Here is a 19,128-nt window from a genome sequence, read left to right on the forward strand (position 1 = left end):
CGGATGTCGAAAAAAATCATCAACCTCATCATCCTGCTTCCGCTGGCGATTATTCTCGTCATCCTGTGCGTTGCCAATCGTCAGGCCGTGACGCTGGCGTTAAATCCGTTCCGACCGGAAGATGGCGTTCTGTCCTTCACCGCGCCGTTTTTCGTATTCCTGTTTCTGGCAGTCATTTTCGGTGTGCTGCTGGGATCGGCGGCTACATGGTTCGCCCAGGGCAAACATCGCAAACGCGCCCGTATCGAGGCGAAGGAAGCCGTTCGCTGGCATGATGAGGCGAACCGGCAGAAAGCCGCTGCGACAGGTCACCTTCCAAATGCCGGACAACTCCCGGCAAAGTGATGTAGCCGACATTCGTTCCGGCTCTAGGCGAGCGGCGCATGGAATGCTATTTGCTGCGCCATAAGACGCGGGCAGAAGCGGAAAGATTTCCATTGAAGAAAAAAGACAGCCGGCCGGGCAATCGTGCACGTGCCGGGAGCGAGAAAAAACAGGTTCATGCCGCAAAGCCGGCACGGCGGGCGGAAGTGGCACCGAAAAAGCGCGAGCCGGACGCTGTCCGCAGCGCGCCAAAACCTGCGCCGAGGGAAAAGGTTACTCCGGCGACAGCCGTTGAGCAGGTGCCTGCGCGACCGCTCAAGCCCCGCACCGGCGACCGTCCCGCTGAACAGGTTCCGGTTATTCTGGAATCGAGCGGTGCTGGCGATTTTCACCTGATCGACAGCGGTAACGGCCTGAAGCTCGAACAATACGGCGAATATCGCGTCGTCCGTCCCGAGGCGCAGGCGCTGTGGCAACCGTCGGTTCCCGACCGCGTATGGCAGAATGCCGACGCCATTTTCACCGGCGATACAGATGAGGACGGCATGGGCCGCTGGCGTTTTCCAAAGGCGGCGCTTGGCGAAACCTGGCCATTATCCCTGCTCGGGGTCGACTTTCTTGGCCGTTTCACCGCTTTCCGCCACGTTGGTGTCTTTCCGGAACAGATCGTCCATTGGGAATGGCTGAAAAACGCCGTCGAGACCGCCGACCGGCCGCTGAAAGTGCTGAACCTGTTCGGTTATACCGGCGTCGCTTCGCTGGTCGCGGCGGCTGCGGGCGCCGAAGTTACCCATGTCGATGCTTCCAAGAAAGCGATCGGCTGGGCAAAGGAGAACCAGGCGCTTGCCGGGCTCGAACAGGCACCGATCCGCTGGATTTGTGAAGACGCGATGAAGTTCATCCAGCGTGAGGAGCGCCGCGGCAATAGCTACGATATCATCCTCACCGATCCGCCGAAATTCGGCCGTGGCACGCATGGCGAGGTCTGGCAATTATTCGATCATCTGCCGCTGATGCTGGATATCTGCCGGGAAATCCTGTCGCCCAAGGCGCTCGGCCTTGTGCTGACGGCCTATTCCATCAGGGCCAGCTTCTATTCGATGCATGAGCTGATGCGTGAAACCATGCGCGGCACCGGTGGCGTTGTCGCGTCCGGCGAACTCGTCATTCGCGAGGCCGGGCTTGACGGCAAGACGCCGGGCCGTGTGCTTTCCACATCGCTATTCAGCCGCTGGGAGCCGAAATGATGAAAGATATGCGCGAAAACACCACGCGCCGGGTTGGCCAGGTCAAGGAAGTGACCAGCCTTGCCAATCCCATCATCAAGGATATCAAGGCGCTCACACAGAAAAAGGGCAGGGAAGAGACCGGCACCTTCATGGCGGAAGGCCTGAAGCTGGTCATCGACGCGCTCGAACTGGGCTGGACGATCAAGACGCTGGTTTATGCCAAGGCCGCCAAGGGCAAGCCGCTGGTGGAGCAGGCGGCGGTGAAGACGGTCGCATCGGGCGGTCTGGTGCTCGAAGTCAGCGAAAAGATTATCGCCTCGATCACCCGCCGCGACAATCCGCAGATGGTCGTCGGCATTTTCGAACAGAAATGGAAGCCGCTGAAGGATATCTGCCCGGAAAAGGGTGAGACCTATATCGCGCTCGACCGGGTTCGTGATCCCGGCAATCTCGGCACCATCATCCGCACGGCTGATGCGGCGGGTGCTTCGGGCGTCATTCTTGTCGGCGACTGCACCGATCCGTTTTCGCTGGAAACGGTGCGTGCCACCATGGGGTCGGTCTTCGCCACGCCCGTCGCCCGCGCTTCGGTCGAGGAATTCCTGTCCTGGAAAAAATCGGCGCAGGTCAGCGTCGTCGCCACCCATCTCGCCGGCTCGGTGGATTATCGAAAGATCGACTATGCCGGAAAGCCGGTCGTGCTCTTGATGGGCAATGAGCAATCCGGCCTGCCGCCGGAACTCGCCGGCAAGGCCGACCAGCTGGCGCGCATTCCCCAGCAGGGCCGCGCCGACAGCCTTAATCTCGCCATCGCAACTGCCGTCATGCTGTTTGAGGCGCGGCGACATCTCCTCGAACTCGCACCGGTGACGTAATGGCCAAAGCGGCTTTGTTCTCGAAATTCGGCCCTGCCTTTGCGCTGATCGTCGCCGCACTGGTGCTGGACCAGATCGTCAAGCAGCTGGTCGAAGCCTATCTGCCGCTGCAGGAGATGGTTCCCGTTGCCCCGTTCCTGGCGCTTTATCGCACCTACAATCTCGGCGTGGCCTTTTCGATGCTGGAGGATATGCACGGCTGGTTCATCGTCAGCATGCGGCTCGTCATCGTGGTCTTCGTCTTGTGGCTGTGGCGCAAGACGGCGGCGGACCGCACCTTTGCCCATCTCGGTTTCGCCTTCATCATCGCGGGTGCTGCCGGCAATCTGCTCGACCGTTTTTTTTATGGACATGTCATCGACTATATCCTGTTTCATACGCAGACATGGTCCTTCGCGGTCTTCAATCTGGCTGACAGTTTCATAACCATCGGCGCAGCCTGCGTCATTCTCGACGAGTTTTTGCACGCCCGGACGGCTAAAAAGTAAAATTTTAGGGTTTCAGCCAAACATATCAAAACCGCTGCCGTGGTAGCGGTTGCCTATGAGCGAACTGGCAAGACTTCGGCAAAAAGTTTCAGATGAGCTGGGCCTGGCCACCACGGCGGCGCAGCCGGCGGATCGTGTCGAGGCAACAACGCGCCATGCGGATGAAGAACATGCGACCGATACCAGGTCGATTGCGCTCTATGTCGCCGCGTCGTTATCGGTCGGGGCTTTTTCCGCAGCCCTGATCGCGCTTGCTGTGCCTTATGCGGTTACAGTTGCGCTGGCGACCTTCTTTGGCGCCGTGCTCGTCGGTGTCCTGCTCTATGCGCTCTTTGATGAATCTTTCCATCAGCCCACTGCGCGGGCTGCGGATTCCGATCTTAGGCTGCGGCAAACGCAAAACCGCTCGCTGATTGCCGAGATGCAGGAATTCATGGGCGATATCGTCGTGATCCGCGACATGAACCGGCGCATTGTCGAAGCGAACCGGGTCTTTCGCGAAATGACCGGCTGTGCGGCGCCCGAAGGGCTGAGCTGCGAGGAAATCGGCATCGCTTTCCGTCCGGGCGACAAGGTCCATGCCTATGATGTGGAGATCGCGACCCCGTTCGGTCAGCGCATCTTTTCCTGGCATGATGTCGTGACCCGCGATCTGGCAAGCAGCCGTCTTCTCATCAGTAGCATCGCCAGAGACGTGACCGAGGAGCGGCTTGCGCTCGGCGAGCGCGAGGACGCCCGCCTGCGTGCCGAAAAGGCCGATGCCGAAAAGGCGAGGCTGCTTGCCACCGTAAGTCATGAAATCCGCCTGCCGCTTTCCGGCATGCTCGGCATGAACCATCTTCTGTCGCAGACGAGGCTCAACGAGGAGCAGCGAAATTATCTCGATGGCATGCGGCAATCTGGCCAGTCGCTGGTGCAGCTTGTCGAGGATCTGCTGGATTATTCGACCATGGAGGCCGGCCGCTTCAGGCTCAACCCGCGCGCGGAAAACCTGCGCCGGTTGATCGAGAGCATCGTCGAGATGCTGGCCCATCGCGCCCATGAAAAAGGCATAGAAATCACCTCCTTCGTTGCGCCGAATGTGCCCGATCATCTCGATTTCGACCCGGCGAGGCTACGTCAGGTCCTCTTCAATCTCCTCGGCAATGCCGTGAAATTCACGCAGGAAGGCGGCGTCGTCATCCGGGCGCGCATGGCCGACGACGAATTGCACATTGCCGTCGAGGATACCGGCCCGGGCATGAGCCGGGCGGAACAGGCCCGTATTTTCGGGGAATTCGAGCAGGCGGGCCCGTTGTCGCAGCGAAGCGCCGGCACGGGCCTTGGACTTGCGATTTCCGCCCGTATCGTGCGGGAATTCGGCGGCCGCCTCACGGTTTCCAGCCGCAAGGGCAAGGGCAGCACTTTCAAACTGGCGTTTCGCCCGGCGGGCGCCCCTGCCGAAATGGCGGATCCGGCAAGGCGTCATTGCCTGCGGCATACAAATGTCCTGCTCATCGCACCGAAGGGCGTGGCAGCGGCGGTGACGATGGAGGCGATCGAGGCTTTCGGCGGTCAATGCACTCTCATCCATCAGCCTGAGGATCTGGAAAAGCTGAGGAAGGGTTCTGCCACGCGAGCGGCCGACCTCACCGACATCATCGTCGACCGGCGCATTTCGCCGCTGTTCAGGGAAGCCCTGAAGGATTGGCCGCAACAGAATGTCCGCCGCACGCTGCTGGTCAGCCCCGAAGAGCGGCCGTCGACCATGCATGTGGCCTTCGACGCCTGGTTGATCCGGCCATTGCGGGAAAAATCCCTGATCGACGTCCTGTGCGGTCGTCTGCGCGGCATTGAGAGGCGCGACGCCATCAACGACAACCACCCGGATGTGGGATTTTCCTCACGGGTGGCGGAAGGGGCGAGCGGTATCGAGATACTCGTGGCCGAAGACGATGCCGTCAATCAGCGCATCATCCGCGCCGTTCTGGAAAAAAGCGGCTATATCGTCCGCGCTGTCGAGGATTTTGAGGCGTTGCGGCAATCTGTGGAGCCGGGCGCATCCCGCTTGCCTGACCTCATCGTCTCCGATCTCAACATGCCAGGCGGCGAGGGGCTCAATGTGCTTCCCGACCTTCTCCATACGCTGAAGGGCGAAAGAAATATTCCCGTCATCGTGCTCAGCGCAGATGCGAGTGACGCGACCGCCGAAATCCTGCTTGGGGCCGGTGTCGGTGCGGTTTTGACCAAGCCTGCCGACCCGCGACGGCTGGTTGAGGAAATTCGCCGTCTGCTGGAGGCGAAACGCCTGTCGCTATCATAACTTGACAGACTCGCGCTGGCGGCATTTTGTCACTATTCTGTCGTCAATTAGTGATTTATGACAGGAAAATTCTTTGGTGGCGGAGCGATTCCCCATGGTTGCCGAAATCCTCAATCACGACATTTGTGAAAACAATGTTGTCATTAATCCTCGTCCCGATGCAGCTCAGGACAGTGAGGGTCTTTTCGGCCGTATCGGCACACTGGAAACACGGCTCGCCAGAAATGAACGCGAGATCGATGCCGCGCAATCCGTGCGTTACCGGGTTTTCGTCGAGGAAATGAAGGCGCGGCTTCCCGCGGAAGCCATGCGTCGCAAGCGCGACATCGATGCCTGGGACAGCGTCTGCGACCATCTGCTCGTGCTCGACAAGGCGATCGAAGGCGACAGCGAAGACCAGATCGTCGGCACCTATCGCCTGCTGCGGCAGGAAATCGCGCTTGCCAATAACGGTTTTTATTCCGCCAGCGAATTCGACATCGCCGGTCTCGTTGCGCGCCATCCGGGCAAGCGCTTCATGGAGCTTGGCCGTTCCTGCGTGCTGCCCGAATATCGCACCAAGCGCACCGTCGAGCTTCTGTGGCAGGGCAACTGGGCCTATGCCGTGAAACACCGCATGGATGCCATGATCGGCTGCGCCTCCTTCCCCGGCGTGCAGCCGGAAGCCCACGCGCTTGCCCTGTCTTTCCTGCATCATAATTGCGTGGCCAAGGGCGAGTGGGAAGCCTCCGCTCTTCCCGAGCTTTATCATGAGATGGACCTCGTTCCGGCAGAGGCGCTCAACGCCCGCAAGGCGCTGAACGCCATGCCGCCGCTGATCAAGGGCTATATGCGCCTTGGCGCCATGTTTGGCTCCGGCGCGGTCGTGGACCATGCCTTCAATACCACAGACGTCCTCGTAGTCCTGCCGGTTTCGTCCATCGCCGGTCGTTACATCAGCTACTATGGCGGCGAGGCCGAGCGCATCAACGGCTGACCGGGTTTTGGCGCAGCCGGGCGGGATGTTCTTGTGGGCAGCGTCCCCGCGCGTGTTGTGTTGAGGTGGAGATTGCCGCTAGTGTCGGCGCTCCTTTTCCGCAACACGATATGACATCGGCAGGCCATTGACGGACGTTCTGACAACCGCTTCCCTGATCTCGGAAGAGAGCCGCGCGACGGCCACTCCGATGATGGAGCAATATATCGAGATCAAGGCGAACAATCCCGGTTCGCTGCTGTTCTACCGCATGGGCGATTTTTACGAATTGTTCTTCGACGATGCGGTCGAAGCCTCCCGCGCTTTGGGCATTACGCTGACGAAACGCGGCCAGCATATGGGGCACGATATCCCCATGTGCGGCGTTCCCGTCCACGCGGCGGATGATTATCTGCAGAAACTCATCCTGCGCGGTTATCGCGTCGCCGTCTGCGAGCAGGTGGAAGATCCGGCGGAAGCCAAGAAGCGCGGATCGAAATCCGTGGTCAAGCGTGATGTGGTGCGGCTCGTTACCCCCGGCACGCTGACCGAAGAAAAACTGCTGTCGCCGACGGAATCCAACTATCTGATGGCGCTTGCCCGTATTCGCGGCAGTGCCGAGGCGCAGTTTGCGCTCGCCTGGATCGATATTTCCACCGGCGTTTTCCGTCTGGCGGAAACCACGCTGACACGGCTTCTGGCCGATATCTGGCGCATCGATCCGCGCGAGCTGATCGTTGCCGACAGCCTGTTCCATGACGAGGAACTGCGGCCGGTATTCGATGTGCTTGGCCGCGTAGCAGTGCCGCAGCCGGCGATCCTCTTCGACAGCGCCACGGCGGAAGGGCGCATCGCCCGTTACTTCAATGTTTCGACACTGGATGGTTTCGGCACCTTTTCGCGGGTGGAAATGGCGGCCGCCGCCGCTGCCGTCGCCTATGTCGAAAAGACCCAGATCGCCGAGCGCCCGCCGCTTGGTGCGCCGGAGCGCGAAAGCGCCGCTTCGACCGTTTTCATCGATCCCGCCACCCGCGCCAATCTGGAGCTGGTGAAGACGCTATCAGGCGAAAGGGACGGATCGCTGCTGCACGCCTTGAACCGCACGGTAACAGGCGGCGGTGCACGGCTTCTGGCCGAGCGGCTGATGTCGCCCTTGACCGACCCGGAAAGGATCAACGCCCGCCTCGATGCCGTGGCTTATCTCATCGATGACGTCTCGCTGTGCGACGGCCTGCGCGATGCGCTGAAACATGTCGCCGATATGCCGCGCGCGCTTTCGCGTCTGGCGCTGGAGCGCGGTGGGCCACGCGATCTCGGTGCCATCCGGCTGGGATTGGTCTCCGCCGAAAAAATAGCGGCCATTCTCGATGACGGGTTGTTGCCGGATGAGCTGGCGGCGGCGCTCGCGGATTTGAAAGCCCTGCCGAGCGGTCTCGAAGCCATGCTCGGCTCGATGCTTGCCGACGATCTGCCGCTTCTGAAACGTGACGGCGGTTTCCTGCGTGAAGGCGCCAATCCCGAACTCGATGAGGTGCGGGCGCTGCGCGACCAGTCGCGCCGGGTGATTGCGGGTCTGCAACTGAAATATGCCGATGAGACCGGCATCAAGTCGCTCAAGATCAAGCACAACAATGTGCTGGGTTATTTCATCGAGGTGACGGCGGGCAATGCCGATGTGATGACAGCGACGGACGAGGCCAAGGCGCGCTTTATCCATCGCCAGACCATGGCGGGCGCCATGCGCTTCACCACCACCGAGCTTGCCGATCTCGAAAGCCGCATCGCCAATGCCGCTGCGCAGGCTTTGACCATGGAACTGGAAGCTTTCGAGCGCATGGTCAAGGCCGTGGTGCAGCAGGCGGAAGCGATCAAGGCCGGCGCACTGGCGCTTGCGGTGATCGATGTCGCCTCGAGCCTTGCCTATCTCGCCACCGAACAGGCCTATTGCCGGCCGATCGTCGATGCTTCCATGACCTTTGCGATCAAGGGCGGGCGGCATCCGGTGGTGGAGCAGGCGTTGCGGCGGCAGTCTGCCGGGCCCTTCATCGCCAATAATTGCGATCTGTCGGCCGTCAACGACGGCAAGAACGGCGCGATATGGCTGCTCACCGGCCCGAATATGGGTGGCAAGTCGACCTTCCTGCGTCAGAATGCGCTGATCGCCATCCTCGCGCAGATCGGTTCCTTCGTTCCGGCGGAAGCCGCCCATATCGGCGTCGTCGACCGGCTGTTTTCCCGCGTTGGCGCTTCCGACGATCTGGCGCGCGGCCGCTCGACCTTCATGGTGGAAATGGTGGAAACCGCCGCCATCCTCAATCAGGCGACGGATCGTTCGCTGGTCATTCTGGACGAGATCGGCCGTGGCACCGCGACTTTTGACGGTCTTTCCATCGCCTGGGCGGCGGTGGAGCATCTGCACGAGGTCAATCGCTGCCGTGGTCTCTTCGCCACCCATTTCCACGAATTGACCGTGCTGTCGGAAAAACTCGGCCGCCTTTCCAATGCCACGATGCGGGTGAAGGAGTGGGAAGGTGACGTCATCTTCCTGCACGAGGTCGGACCGGGCGCTGCGGATCGTTCGTATGGCATTCAGGTGGCCCGGCTTGCGGGGCTGCCTGCCTCGGTGGTGGAGCGCGCCCGTGAGGTGCTGACGAAGCTCGAAGATGCCGACCGCAAGAACCCGGCCAGCCAGTTGATCGACGATCTGCCGCTGTTCCAGATCGCGGTTCGCCGCGAGGAAACCCGCAAGGCCGGACCATCGAAGCTGGAGGAAGCTCTGAAAGGCTTCAACCCCGACGAAATGACGCCGCGTGAGGCATTGGACGCGCTCTATGCGTTGAAGAAAGAACTTGGCAAGGCTTGAAGGGATAGATTGCCTGTCCATCGCCTTTAAAACTCGCTATAGGACACTCCCATCGCAAGTGGTGGGATTTCCCACAGGACATGGATACCGGCATAGATGGCCATCAAGGACCTGGATTTTTCCGACATTCTCGATGTATCGGCGCTGAAGCGCGAATGCGACATCATCTTCAAGGAAGACGGCAAACGCATTGCCGATATTCGCTCCGATCTGCTGCCGATCTTTCGAAAGGCCAGCACGGAAGGCCGGGAAAAGGCCAGGGAACTACTGAAAGCCGATGGTAGCGGCATCGATTGCGCCAGACGCATCTCCTGGCTTCAGGATCGGCTGATCGAAATCCTCTATGATCTCGCCTGCCAATATGTCTATCCGAAAGATACGCCGCAGATCGCGGTTGCCGCAGTCGGCGGTTATGGTCGCGGTACGTTGGCGCCGGGATCGGATATCGACCTTCTGTTCCTGCTGCCGGCCAAGAACACGCCTGACATGCACAAGGCCGTGGAGTTCGTGCTCTATCTCCTCTGGGACCTCGGTTTCAAGGTCGGCCACGCCACACGCACGGTGGATGAATGCATCCGCCTGTCCAAATCCGATATGACGATCCGCACCGCCATTCTGGAAGTGCGGGCGATCTGCGGTAAAAAATCCCTGACCGACGATCTCGAAAAACGCTTCGAGTCGGAAGTAGTCACCGGCACCGGTCCGGAATTCATCGCCGCAAAGCTCGCCGAGCGCGACCAGCGCCACCGCAAGGCGGGCGATACGCGTTATCTGGTGGAGCCGAACGTCAAGGAAGGCAAGGGCGGGTTGCGCGACCTGCACACGCTTTTCTGGATCGCCAAATATTATTATCACGTCCGCGATACGGCCGATCTGGTGAAGCTCGGCGTCCTGTCGCGGCGCGAACTCAGGCTGTTCGAAAAGGCTGATGATTTTCTCTGGGCCGTCCGTTGCCAGATGCATTTCATCACCAACAAGGCGGAAGAGCGCCTTTCCTTCGACATTCAGCGCGAAATCGCCGATGCGCTCGGTTATCAGCCGCGCCCCGGCCTTTCCGCCGTCGAACGCTTCATGAAGCATTATTTCCTCGTGGCGAAGGATGTCGGCGATCTGACCCGCATCGTCTGCGCAGCACTGGAAGACCGGCAGGCGAAGGATGTGCCGGGTCTTTCCGGCGTTCTCAGCCGCTTCGCCCACCGTGTACGCAAGATTCCCGGCTCGGTGGAATTCGTCGAGGATCGCGGCCGCATTGCGCTCGCCAAGCCTGATGTCTTCAAGAACGATCCGGTCAATCTGATCCGGCTGTTCCACATTGCCGATATCAACAATCTGGAACTGCATCCCGATGCGCTGCGTGTCGTCACACGTTCGCTGTCGCTCATCAATGACGAGCTGCGGGAAAACGAAGAGGCAAACCGGCTTTTCCTGTCGATCCTGACGTCGCGGCGCGATCCGGCCCTGACGCTGCGCCGCATGAACGAGGCCGGCGTGCTCGGCAAGTTCATCCCCGAATTCGGCAAGATCGTCGCGATGATGCAGTTCAACATGTATCACCACTATACGGTGGATGAGCATCTGATCCGCTCCGTCGGCGTTCTGTCGGAAGTGGACAAGGGAACGGCCGTCGATGCCCACCCGCTCGCCAACCAGCTGATGCCGAGCGTCGAGGAACGCGAGGCGCTTTATGTCGCCGTTCTGTTGCACGATGTGGCAAAGGGCCGGCAGGAGGATCACTCGATTGCCGGCGCGCGTGTCGCCCGCAAGCTCTGCCAGCGTTTTCGCCTCACCGGCAAGCAGACCGAAACGGTGGTCTGGCTGATCGAGCAGCATCTGCTGATGTCCATGGTCGCCCAGACGCGCGATCTGCATGACCGCAAGACCATCACCGATTTTGCCGACAAGGTGCAGTCCATGGAGCGGCTGAAGATGCTGCTCATCCTGACGGTCTGCGATATCCGCGCCGTTGGTCCGGGTGTCTGGAACGGGTGGAAGGGGCAGCTGCTGCGTTCGCTTTATTACGAGACCGAACTGCTGCTGTCAGGCGGCTTCTCGGAGGTCTCCCGCAAGGAGCGCGCGCAGATCGCCCGGCAGGCGCTCTACGACGCGCTCGAAGACTGGGGCCAGAAGGCGCGGCGCAAATATACCAAGCTGCATTATGAGCCCTATCTGCTGACGGTGGCGCTTGAAGACCAGATACGCCATACCCGCTTCATCCGTGAAGCCGACAAGCAGGAAAAAGCGCTGTCGACCATGGTGCGCACCCATTCCTTCCATGCCATCACCGAAATTACCGTGCTGGCGCCGGACCATCCGCGTCTGCTGTCCATCATCACCGGCGCCTGTGCGGCGGCCGGCGCCAATATCGCCGATGCGCAAATCTTCACGACGTCCGATGGGCGGGCGCTGGATACGATCCTCATCAACCGCGAATTTCCGATCGATGAGGACGAGACGCGGCGCGGCAACAATGTCGGCAAGCTCATCGAGGAGGTTCTGTCCGGCAAGCAGCGCCTGCCGGAAATGATTGCCACCCGCACCAAAAGCCGCAAGAAGAAAAGCGCCTTCACCATTCCCCCTTCCGTCACCATCTCGAATGGTTTGTCCAACAAGTTCACCGTTATCGAAGTCGAATGCCTCGACCGGCCCGGACTTCTGGCTGACATGACGGCTGTGATCGCCGACCTGTCGCTCGATATTCATTCCGCCCGCATCACCACCTTCGGCGAAAAGGTCATCGATACCTTCTATGTGACTGATCTCTTCGGCCAGAAGGTGACGAACGACAACCGGCAGGCCAGCATCGCCACGCGCCTGAAGGCGGTGATGAGCGAGCAGGAAGACGAATTGCGAGACCGTATGCCGAACGGCATCATCGCCCACCCAGACGTGGCGGCCCTGCCGGCCGCGCGCACGGCAAAGGCTTGAGATCATGAGCCTGATCGGTAAGTTCGCCACCGTCGGCACCGCCACGCTCGGCAGCCGCATTTTCGGCTTCCTGCGAGAAACCCTGATGGCAGCCGCCGTCGGCACCGGCCCGGTGGCGGATGCCTTCAATGCCGCTTTCCGTTTCCCCAATACCTTCCGGCGGCTGTTTGCCGAAGGCGCGTTCAACTCGGCTTTCGTGCCGCTTTTCGCCAAGGAAATCGAGGCGAACGGCATGGAGGGCGCAAGGCGCTTTTCCGAGGAAGTCTTCGGCGTCCTGTTCACCGTGCTTCTGGCCTTGACGATCCTGATGGAACTGTCGATGCCGTTCATCGTGCGCACGGTGATCGCGCCGGGCTTTCTGGAAGACCCGGTGAAATTCGACAACACCGTCCATCTCGCCACCATCATGTTCCCCTATCTCGCCTGCATGTCTCTGGCGGCAATGATGGGCGGCATGCTGAACTCGCTGCATCGTTATTTCGCAGCCGCAATTGCTCCCGTTTTCCTCAACATCATCCTCATCGGCGTACTCGCTTTGGCCTGGTGGAAAAATTACGATCCGCTTCAGGTAGGTTACGCGCTCTCCTGGGGCGTGATGGCGGCCGGTCTGGTGCAGCTTGCCATCGTCTGGATCGCCGTGCGTAATGCCGGCATGCGGATCGGTTTCCGCAGGCCCCGGCTGACGAAGAATGTGCAGCGCCTTCTGGTTCTTGCCCTGCCGGCAGCGATTACCGGCGGCATCACCCAGATCAATCTGCTGATCAACACCAATATCGCCTCTGCCGGCGAAGGCGTGATCTCGTCGCTTGCCTATGCGGACCGGATTTACCAGCTGCCGCTCGGCGTGGTCGGCATCGCGGTGGCCACCGTGCTTCTGCCGGAATTGGCGCGGGCGTTGCGCGGCGGGCATATGGTGGAGGCCGGGAGCCTGCAGAACCGCTCGGTCGAGTTCGTGCTGTTCCTGACATTGCCGGCTGCCGCAGCACTTCTCGTCATGGCGGAGCCTATCGTTCGTTTTCTTTATGAACGTGGCAACTTCTCGCCTTCGGCCACCGTCACCGTCGCGCAAATCCTTGGCATTTATGGTCTAGGCCTGCCGGCTTTTGTGTTGATCAAGGCATTCATTCCCGGCTTTTTCGCCCGCGAGGATACCCGCACGCCAATGATCTTCGCGGCGATTTCCGTCGTCGTGAACGTCTCCCTGGCGCTGACACTGTTTCCGCGTCTTGGGGGCCCGGGCATCGCCATTGCCGAAATCACCGCCGGCTGGGTCAATGCTGCCCTGCTGTTCGGCATGCTTTTATGGCGCGGTGACTGGCAGGTGGATATTCCGCTGCTCACCCGCATTCCGCGTTTGCTGCTGGCTGCGGCGTTGATGGCCGGTTTCGTGCACTATGCGCTGACCTGGTTGACTTTCGAACTGTCTTCCGCCTCGTCCATTTTCGTGCGTGCGGGCACCATCATGGCTCTCGTCTTCGCGGCCATGCTGGTTTATTTCGTGCTCGCTTTCGTTTCCGGCGGTGCCGATATCGGCATGGTCAAGCGAGCCATCCGCAAGCGCGGCAAGAAGAACGTCGAAACGGAGGCGGGCTGATGTCCTTTGCCGAAAACCGCCGCATCGCGCTCGTCACGCTTGTCGTGGACGATTACGATCGGGCGAGGGCGTTTTATTGCGACATTCTCGGGTTCGAATGCCTTTCCGATCAGCCACTTGGCGACGGCAAGCGGTGGCTGGTGGTGAAGCCGCAAGGCACCGAGGGCGGCGCCCTGCTGCTTGCCCAGGCGGATGGTGAACCGCAGAGGCTTGCCATCGGCAACCAGACGGGCGGCCGTGTCGGATTTTTCCTGCATACTGACAATTTCCAACGCGATTATGAGACGATGCTGGCCCGCGGCGTGCGCTTTCTGGAAGAACCGCGTCACGAGGTTTACGGCTCCGTTGCGGTCTTTGCCGATCCCTATGGAAATCGCTGGGATCTTCTGGAACCGCGCGGCTGACATGCCCTGAAACCGCTTGATTGCTGGGGGCTGCGGGTGCATAAGCGCGCGTGCAATTCCAACCATGGGGCGGGGCCCTCCACAAGCCTTTTCGAGGACGACAATGAACGCATTCAAGCCGCTGGTTTTCTCGGGCGTCCAGCCGACCGGCAATCTGCATCTCGGCAATTATCTCGGCGCGATCCGCAAATTCGTGGCGCTGCAGGAAGATAACGACTGCATCTATTGCGTCGTCGACATGCATGCCATCACCGCCCAGCTCGTTCACTCGGACCTGAAGGCGCAGACCCGCTCGATTGCGGCCGCCTTCATCGCCGCGGGCATCGATCCCGTGAAACATATCGTCTTCAACCAGTCGGCCGTGCCGCAGCATGCGGAACTCGCATGGGTGTTCAACTGCGTGGCGCGCATCGGCTGGATGGAACGCATGACGCAGTTCAAGGACAAGTCCGGCAAGAATGCCGAGCAGGTGTCGCTCGGCCTGCTTGCCTATCCGAGCCTGATGGCTGCCGACATTCTCGTCTATCGCGCCACGCATGTTCCTGTTGGAGACGACCAGAAACAGCATCTGGAACTTGCCCGCGATATCGCCCAGAAATTCAATATCGATTTCGGCGACCATATCCGCAAGGCGGGTCTCGGGCTCGATATCACAGTCGGCGATGAGCCGGTGCATGCCTATTTCCCGATGGTGGAGCCGTTGATCGGCGGCCCGGCGCCGCGCGTGATGTCGTTGAAGGACGGCACCAAGAAGATGTCGAAGTCCGACCCTTCCGATCTGTCGCGCATCAACCTGATGGATGATGTCGACGCGATCTCGAAGAAGATCAAGAAGGCAAAGACAGACCCGGACGCGCTGCCGAGCGAAGTGGAAGGCCTGAAGGGTCGCCCCGAGGCCGAAAACCTCGTCGGCATCTATGCCGCGCTGTCCGACAGGACCAAGGCTGATGTTCTTTCCGAATTCGGTGGACAGCAGTTCTCGGCCTTCAAGCCGGCCCTCGTCGAGCTTGCCGTCAATGTTCTTGCCCCCGTCAACAACGAGATGCGCCGCCTTCTCGATGACCCGACCCATATCGACGCCATTCTCAGTCAGGGCGGCGAGCGGGCTCGCGCGATCGCTGAGAAGACGATGAACGAGGTGCGCGATATCATCGGCTTCCTGCGCTGAGCACAGGCCGCCTGCGAACGACGGCAGGCGGTTTGCGCCTGCCGTGATTTGATATAATCTCCGCCCGAACCGTCGGGCGGTTTTTCGGATCACGGCGGACTTAGGGAGTGCGGAATGGTTTCAAAACGGCTGTCGCGTCTGGAAGGGCATCGTCGCAAATTTCTCGCCGTTATCGATGACACACCGGAATGCGAAAGGGCCGTGCACTATGCCGGCCGTCGCGCCAAGAACTCCAATGGCGGACTGGTCCTGCTTTACATGATCCCGGAAGGGGATTTCCAGCAATGGCTGGGTGTCGAACAGATCATGCGGGCCGAGGCGCGTGAGGAGGCGGAAGCCACGCTTGCCAAGATCGCCCAGAAGGTGCGCGAGACCATCGGTATCGAGCCGGAGTCGGTCATTCGCGAAGGCAGCGCCACCGAGCAGATCCATGGGCTGGTCGAGGAAGACCGCGATATCGCCATTCTCGTTCTGGCAGCAGGCTCCACGAAGGAAGGGCCGGGACCGCTGGTGTCCTCCATCGCCGGACGCGGTGCAGCCTTTCCCATTCCGGTCACCGTGCTGCCGGATACGCTGTCGGACGAGGAAATCGACGCGCTCTGCTGATCCGGGTCCCGGACAAGATTTAGGGGCTGACGATTTCTTGAATGTAATTATCATGTCAGGGCTTGAAGTGCAGCTTCGCCGGGCGTATTTTTTGGAAGAATTCTAAAGCATGTCTCCCAAAAGTGGGAACCGGTTTTGGGATAAAGACATGCGTAGCAAAAAATTTAAAGCGCGTGGTCGTGAAGGCGACGCGCTTTAAATTACGGGGCGTGAACGGCGACCTCGAAGGAGACAGACGATGTTCATTCAGACGGAAGCCACGCCGAACCCCACGACGTTGAAGTTCCTGCCGGGCAAGGTGGTGCTGGAAAGCGGCACGGCAGAGTTTCTCAACCCGTCGCAGGCGCAGGCTTCGCCGCTGGCGGAGCGCCTCTTCACCATTCCGGGTGTGACCGGCGTTTATTTCGGTTTCGATTTCATCACCGTCACCAAGGACGGCGCGGAATGGCAGCACCTGAAGCCTGCTATTCTGGGCTCGATCATGGAACACTTCATGTCCGGCCGCCCGATCATGGGTACGGCCGTTGCGGCCGAAGTGTCGGATGAGGAGGGCGAGTTCTTCGAAGAGGGTGACGAAACCATCGTCGCCACCATCAAGGAGTTGCTGGATACCCGCGTCCGTCCCGCCGTGGCGCAGGACGGTGGCGACATCACCTTCCGCGGTTTCCGCGATGGTACCGTGTTCCTCAACATGAAGGGCGCCTGCTCGGGTTGCCCGTCCTCCACCGCCACGCTGAAGCATGGCGTTCAGAATTTGCTTCGCCATTTCGTGCCGGAAGTGCGCGAAGTCGAAGCGGTATGACATTGTAAGCCAGGCCACGCGATGATTGTTCTAGCACTCGACACGTCAGGTGTGGATTGTTCCGCCTGCGTTTATGACAGCGCCTCCGACAGGGTACTCGGCGAAGTGTGCGAAACAATCGGCAAGGGCCATGCCGAAAGGCTGATGGCCGTCATCGATGGTGCTCTGGAGCAGGCGCAACTGCCGCTCCAGAATGTCGAACGCATTGCCGTGACCATCGGGCCGGGGTCTTTCACCGGTATCCGCGTCGGGGTTGCCGCCGCGCGCGGCTTTGCCCTGTCGCTCGGCGTCGAGGCCGTGGGCGTCACCACGCTTGAAACGCTAGCGCTTCATCATCTGCTTGCAAATCCCGGCCGGCCCGTGGCCGTCGGGCTGGATGCCAAGCGCGGCGAAGCCTATCTCCAGACATTCGGTGCGGATGGATCGCCGCTGCGCGATGCTGCGCTTCTGTCTCTGGACGACGCCAAAACGGTCACTACCGGTTTCGACGGCGCCGTTATCGGTTCAGCCGCGCCGCTTTTGGCGGGGCTGGAGGCGGGTTCGGGACCGGATCACTTCCCGATCACCTCGGTCGCGCGTGCTGCTGCGCGCAAGCCGGCTGGCCAACCGAAACCCGCGCCGCTTTATCTGCGTGGGCCGGATGCCCGGCCGCAAACCGGTTTTGCGCTGGCACGTCAGGGCGTTGCCTGATAGGGCATTCGTCAGCCTGTGCGAATGATTCCTGTGATGCCCGATTCTTGCTATGTTTGACGAATACCTGAGCTGGAAGCCCTATTTCGAGATCGTGCCGATGCAGCATGAGGATTGCGCTGCGGTGGCGGAGTTGCATGCGCTGCGCTTTCCGCGCCCTTGGAACGACGGGGAGTTTTCCGGGCTGCTGACGCAAGGGGCTGTTTTCGGTGCTGTCGCTCGCCAGACCAACGCTTTTTTCAGCAAGCCGCTCGGCGGTTTCGTGCTGGCGCGGGAAGTGGCGGGCGAAGCGGAAATCCTGACCGTTGCCGTGGCCGACAAGTTCGCACGCGCCGGTCTCGGCTGGCGTCTGATGCAGTCGGCCATCCGCGAGGCGATGATGCGCGGCGCCGAAACCATGTTCCTTGAGGTGGATAATAATAATGCCTCCGCGCTGGGGCTTTACAGGAAGCTAGGCTTCAAAACCGTCGCGGAACGCAAGGCCTATTACACCGCAAAGGATGGAACGAAGTCGACGGCGCTTGTCATGCGCCGCGATCTTCGCTAGTTCCCTGCGACAGGCATTTTTTCGGCGCAAGCCGCAAACCGGAATTCTCAAAAGGCCAGAAGACGTGACAGACCTTTCGAAAACGCTGGAGGAGCTTTGTGCCGAACGCGGCATGCGGATGACGGATCAACGCCGTGTCATCGCCCGCGTCCTTCAGGAGTCAGCCGACCATCCCGATGTCGAGGAGCTTTACCGCCGTTCCTCCGCCGTGGATCCGCGCATCTCGATTTCCACCGTCTACAGAACGGTGAAGCTGTTCGAGGATGCCGGCATCATCGAGCGTCACGATTTTCGTGACGGCCGTTCGCGCTACGAGACCGTGCCCGAGGAACATCACGATCACCTGATCGACCTGAAGAACGGCGTGGTCATCGAATTTCATTCGGCCGAGATCGAGGCCCTTCAGGAAAAGATCGCCCGGGAACACGGCTTCAAGCTCGTGGATCACCGGCTGGAACTTTACGGCGTGCCGTTGAAGCCCGGCGAACACTGAGACGCCGGTGAACAAGCGGGCGTTTTTCTCATGATGTGGCTGCGGACAGCCTATATTGCGGTCGTTCTGCTGATCGTCACGCTCGTCTTGCTGCCGCTTCAACTGCTGGGCCTTGCCTTCGACTGGCGGCTTCGCCGTCGCATTCCGCGCCTCTGGCACCGCATCGCCTGCCATGTTCTCGGCATCCGTGTGCATGTGCATGGCGATGTGGAGCGCGCAAAGCCGCTGATGCTGGCGGTCAATCACGCCTCGTGGAAGGACATCCTCGTTTTGGGCAGCATTGCCGACGTGGTGTTCATCGCCAAGACGGAGGTGAGGGACTGGCCGGTGTTCGGCTGGCTTGCCCGGCTGCAGAAAAGCATCTTCGTGCAGCGTGAGCAGAAACGCAGCACCGGCGCGCAGGTGAGCGAGATCGCCAGCCGCATGGCCGATGGCGAGATCGTCGTTTTGTTTCCGGAAGGCACCACTTCGGACGGCAACCGCATGCTTGCCGTCAAATCCTCGCTGTTCGGTGCGGCCTCCACCGCCGCTGAACAGGTGCCGGGCAAGCTGGTTTATGTGCAGCCGGTCGCCATCGCCTATACTAGGGTGCAGGGCATGGCCATGGGGCGTTACCATCGCGTCATCGCCGCCTGGCCGGGCAGCATCACGCTCGTGCCGCATCTGCTCGGCATCATCAGGGCCGGCGCCATCGATGTCGACGTGACATTCGGTGACAGCGTTCCGTTTCACAGCACGGATAACCGCAAGCGCCTGGCGACCGATATCGCCGCCTCCATCCGCTCCATGCTGGCCTTCAGCCTGCGCGGCGGCTGGCGGAATTAGCGAGATCGTAGCTTTTCCGGCATTTTTCTGTTTAATCT

At 60.6% G+C, this 19,128-nt stretch carries 17 protein-coding genes; all 17 read left to right on the forward strand.

From position 1 onward, the window contains the following. The first annotated feature begins 3 nt into the window (after positions 1 to 3). The 17 genes from CFBP4996_RS00075 to olsA all read left to right on the forward strand — a co-directional run bounded on the left by CFBP4996_RS00075 (position 4) and on the right by olsA (position 19,090). Positions 4 to 345, forward strand: coding sequence for a LapA family protein (locus CFBP4996_RS00075; RefSeq protein WP_162927450.1), 342 nt, complete (start codon positions 4 to 6; stop codon positions 343 to 345). 92 nt (positions 346 to 437) lie between these two features. After that, a complete protein-coding gene (locus CFBP4996_RS00080) occupies positions 438 to 1,571 on the forward strand; it encodes a class I SAM-dependent methyltransferase (protein ID WP_121490304.1) in 1,134 nt (377 codons plus the stop codon). Next, a complete protein-coding gene (locus CFBP4996_RS00085) occupies positions 1,568 to 2,428 on the forward strand; it encodes a TrmH family RNA methyltransferase (RefSeq protein ID WP_080852753.1) in 861 nt (286 codons plus the stop codon). The genes CFBP4996_RS00080 and CFBP4996_RS00085 overlap by 4 nt, the downstream gene beginning before the upstream one ends. Continuing rightward, a complete protein-coding gene (lspA, locus tag CFBP4996_RS00090; RefSeq protein ID WP_003520075.1) occupies positions 2,428 to 2,916 on the forward strand; it encodes a signal peptidase II in 489 nt (162 codons plus the stop codon). Before CFBP4996_RS00085 ends, lspA begins: the two co-directional genes overlap by 1 nt. A gap of 55 nt (positions 2,917 to 2,971) precedes the next feature. Next, positions 2,972 to 5,218, forward strand: a complete 2,247-nt coding sequence (locus CFBP4996_RS00095; RefSeq protein WP_080852752.1) for a hybrid sensor histidine kinase/response regulator — start codon at positions 2,972 to 2,974, stop codon at positions 5,216 to 5,218. Between the two features lie 94 nt (positions 5,219 to 5,312). Beyond that, positions 5,313 to 6,194: a l-ornithine N(alpha)-acyltransferase gene (olsB, locus tag CFBP4996_RS00100; RefSeq protein WP_080852751.1), complete on the forward strand. Its 882-nt coding sequence runs from the start codon at positions 5,313 to 5,315 to the stop codon at positions 6,192 to 6,194. Between the two features lie 190 nt (positions 6,195 to 6,384). After that, positions 6,385 to 9,036 carry a DNA mismatch repair protein MutS gene (gene mutS / locus CFBP4996_RS00105; protein WP_080852750.1) on the forward strand — a complete coding sequence of 884 codons (2,652 nt, stop codon included), beginning with the start codon at positions 6,385 to 6,387 and terminating at the stop codon, positions 9,034 to 9,036. Positions 9,037 to 9,132: 96 nt separating this feature from the next. After that, positions 9,133 to 11,961, forward strand: coding sequence for a [protein-PII] uridylyltransferase (locus tag CFBP4996_RS00110; RefSeq protein ID WP_080852749.1), 2,829 nt, complete (start codon positions 9,133 to 9,135; stop codon positions 11,959 to 11,961). Positions 11,962 to 11,965: 4 nt separating this feature from the next. Further along, positions 11,966 to 13,555 (forward strand): murein biosynthesis integral membrane protein MurJ, encoded by a 1,590-nt coding sequence (gene murJ / locus CFBP4996_RS00115; RefSeq protein WP_080852748.1) that lies wholly within the window; start codon positions 11,966 to 11,968, stop codon positions 13,553 to 13,555. Next, a complete protein-coding gene (locus CFBP4996_RS00120; protein ID WP_080852747.1) occupies positions 13,555 to 13,959 on the forward strand; it encodes a VOC family protein in 405 nt (134 codons plus the stop codon). The genes murJ and CFBP4996_RS00120 overlap by 1 nt, the downstream gene beginning before the upstream one ends. A gap of 103 nt (positions 13,960 to 14,062) precedes the next feature. Beyond that, positions 14,063 to 15,127, forward strand: coding sequence for a tryptophan--tRNA ligase (gene trpS, locus CFBP4996_RS00125; RefSeq protein ID WP_080852746.1), 1,065 nt, complete (start codon positions 14,063 to 14,065; stop codon positions 15,125 to 15,127). 114 nt (positions 15,128 to 15,241) lie between these two features. Then, positions 15,242 to 15,733: a universal stress protein gene (locus CFBP4996_RS00130; RefSeq protein WP_035219209.1), complete on the forward strand. Its 492-nt coding sequence runs from the start codon at positions 15,242 to 15,244 to the stop codon at positions 15,731 to 15,733. Positions 15,734 to 15,971: 238 nt separating this feature from the next. Then, positions 15,972 to 16,535: a NifU family protein gene (locus tag CFBP4996_RS00135; protein ID WP_020812436.1), complete on the forward strand. Its 564-nt coding sequence runs from the start codon at positions 15,972 to 15,974 to the stop codon at positions 16,533 to 16,535. Between the two features lie 21 nt (positions 16,536 to 16,556). Next, positions 16,557 to 17,225, forward strand: coding sequence for a tRNA (adenosine(37)-N6)-threonylcarbamoyltransferase complex dimerization subunit type 1 TsaB (gene tsaB / locus CFBP4996_RS00140; protein ID WP_080852745.1), 669 nt, complete (start codon positions 16,557 to 16,559; stop codon positions 17,223 to 17,225). 52 nt (positions 17,226 to 17,277) lie between these two features. After that, a complete protein-coding gene (locus CFBP4996_RS00145) occupies positions 17,278 to 17,772 on the forward strand; it encodes a GNAT family N-acetyltransferase (RefSeq protein WP_059759360.1) in 495 nt (164 codons plus the stop codon). Between the two features lie 64 nt (positions 17,773 to 17,836). Beyond that, the gene (locus tag CFBP4996_RS00150; RefSeq protein WP_003503749.1) at positions 17,837 to 18,265 is read left to right on the forward strand and encodes a Fur family transcriptional regulator; all 429 of its coding nucleotides are present in this window, start codon (positions 17,837 to 17,839) and stop codon (positions 18,263 to 18,265) included. A 30-nt stretch (positions 18,266 to 18,295) separates the two neighbouring features. After that, positions 18,296 to 19,090, forward strand: coding sequence for a lyso-ornithine lipid O-acyltransferase (gene olsA / locus CFBP4996_RS00155; RefSeq protein WP_059759361.1), 795 nt, complete (start codon positions 18,296 to 18,298; stop codon positions 19,088 to 19,090). The last annotated feature ends 38 nt before the right edge of the window (positions 19,091 to 19,128 follow it).

The organism is Agrobacterium leguminum (assembly GCF_005144435.2).
GTDB classification, from domain to species: Bacteria; Pseudomonadota; Alphaproteobacteria; order Rhizobiales; family Rhizobiaceae; genus Agrobacterium; species Agrobacterium leguminum.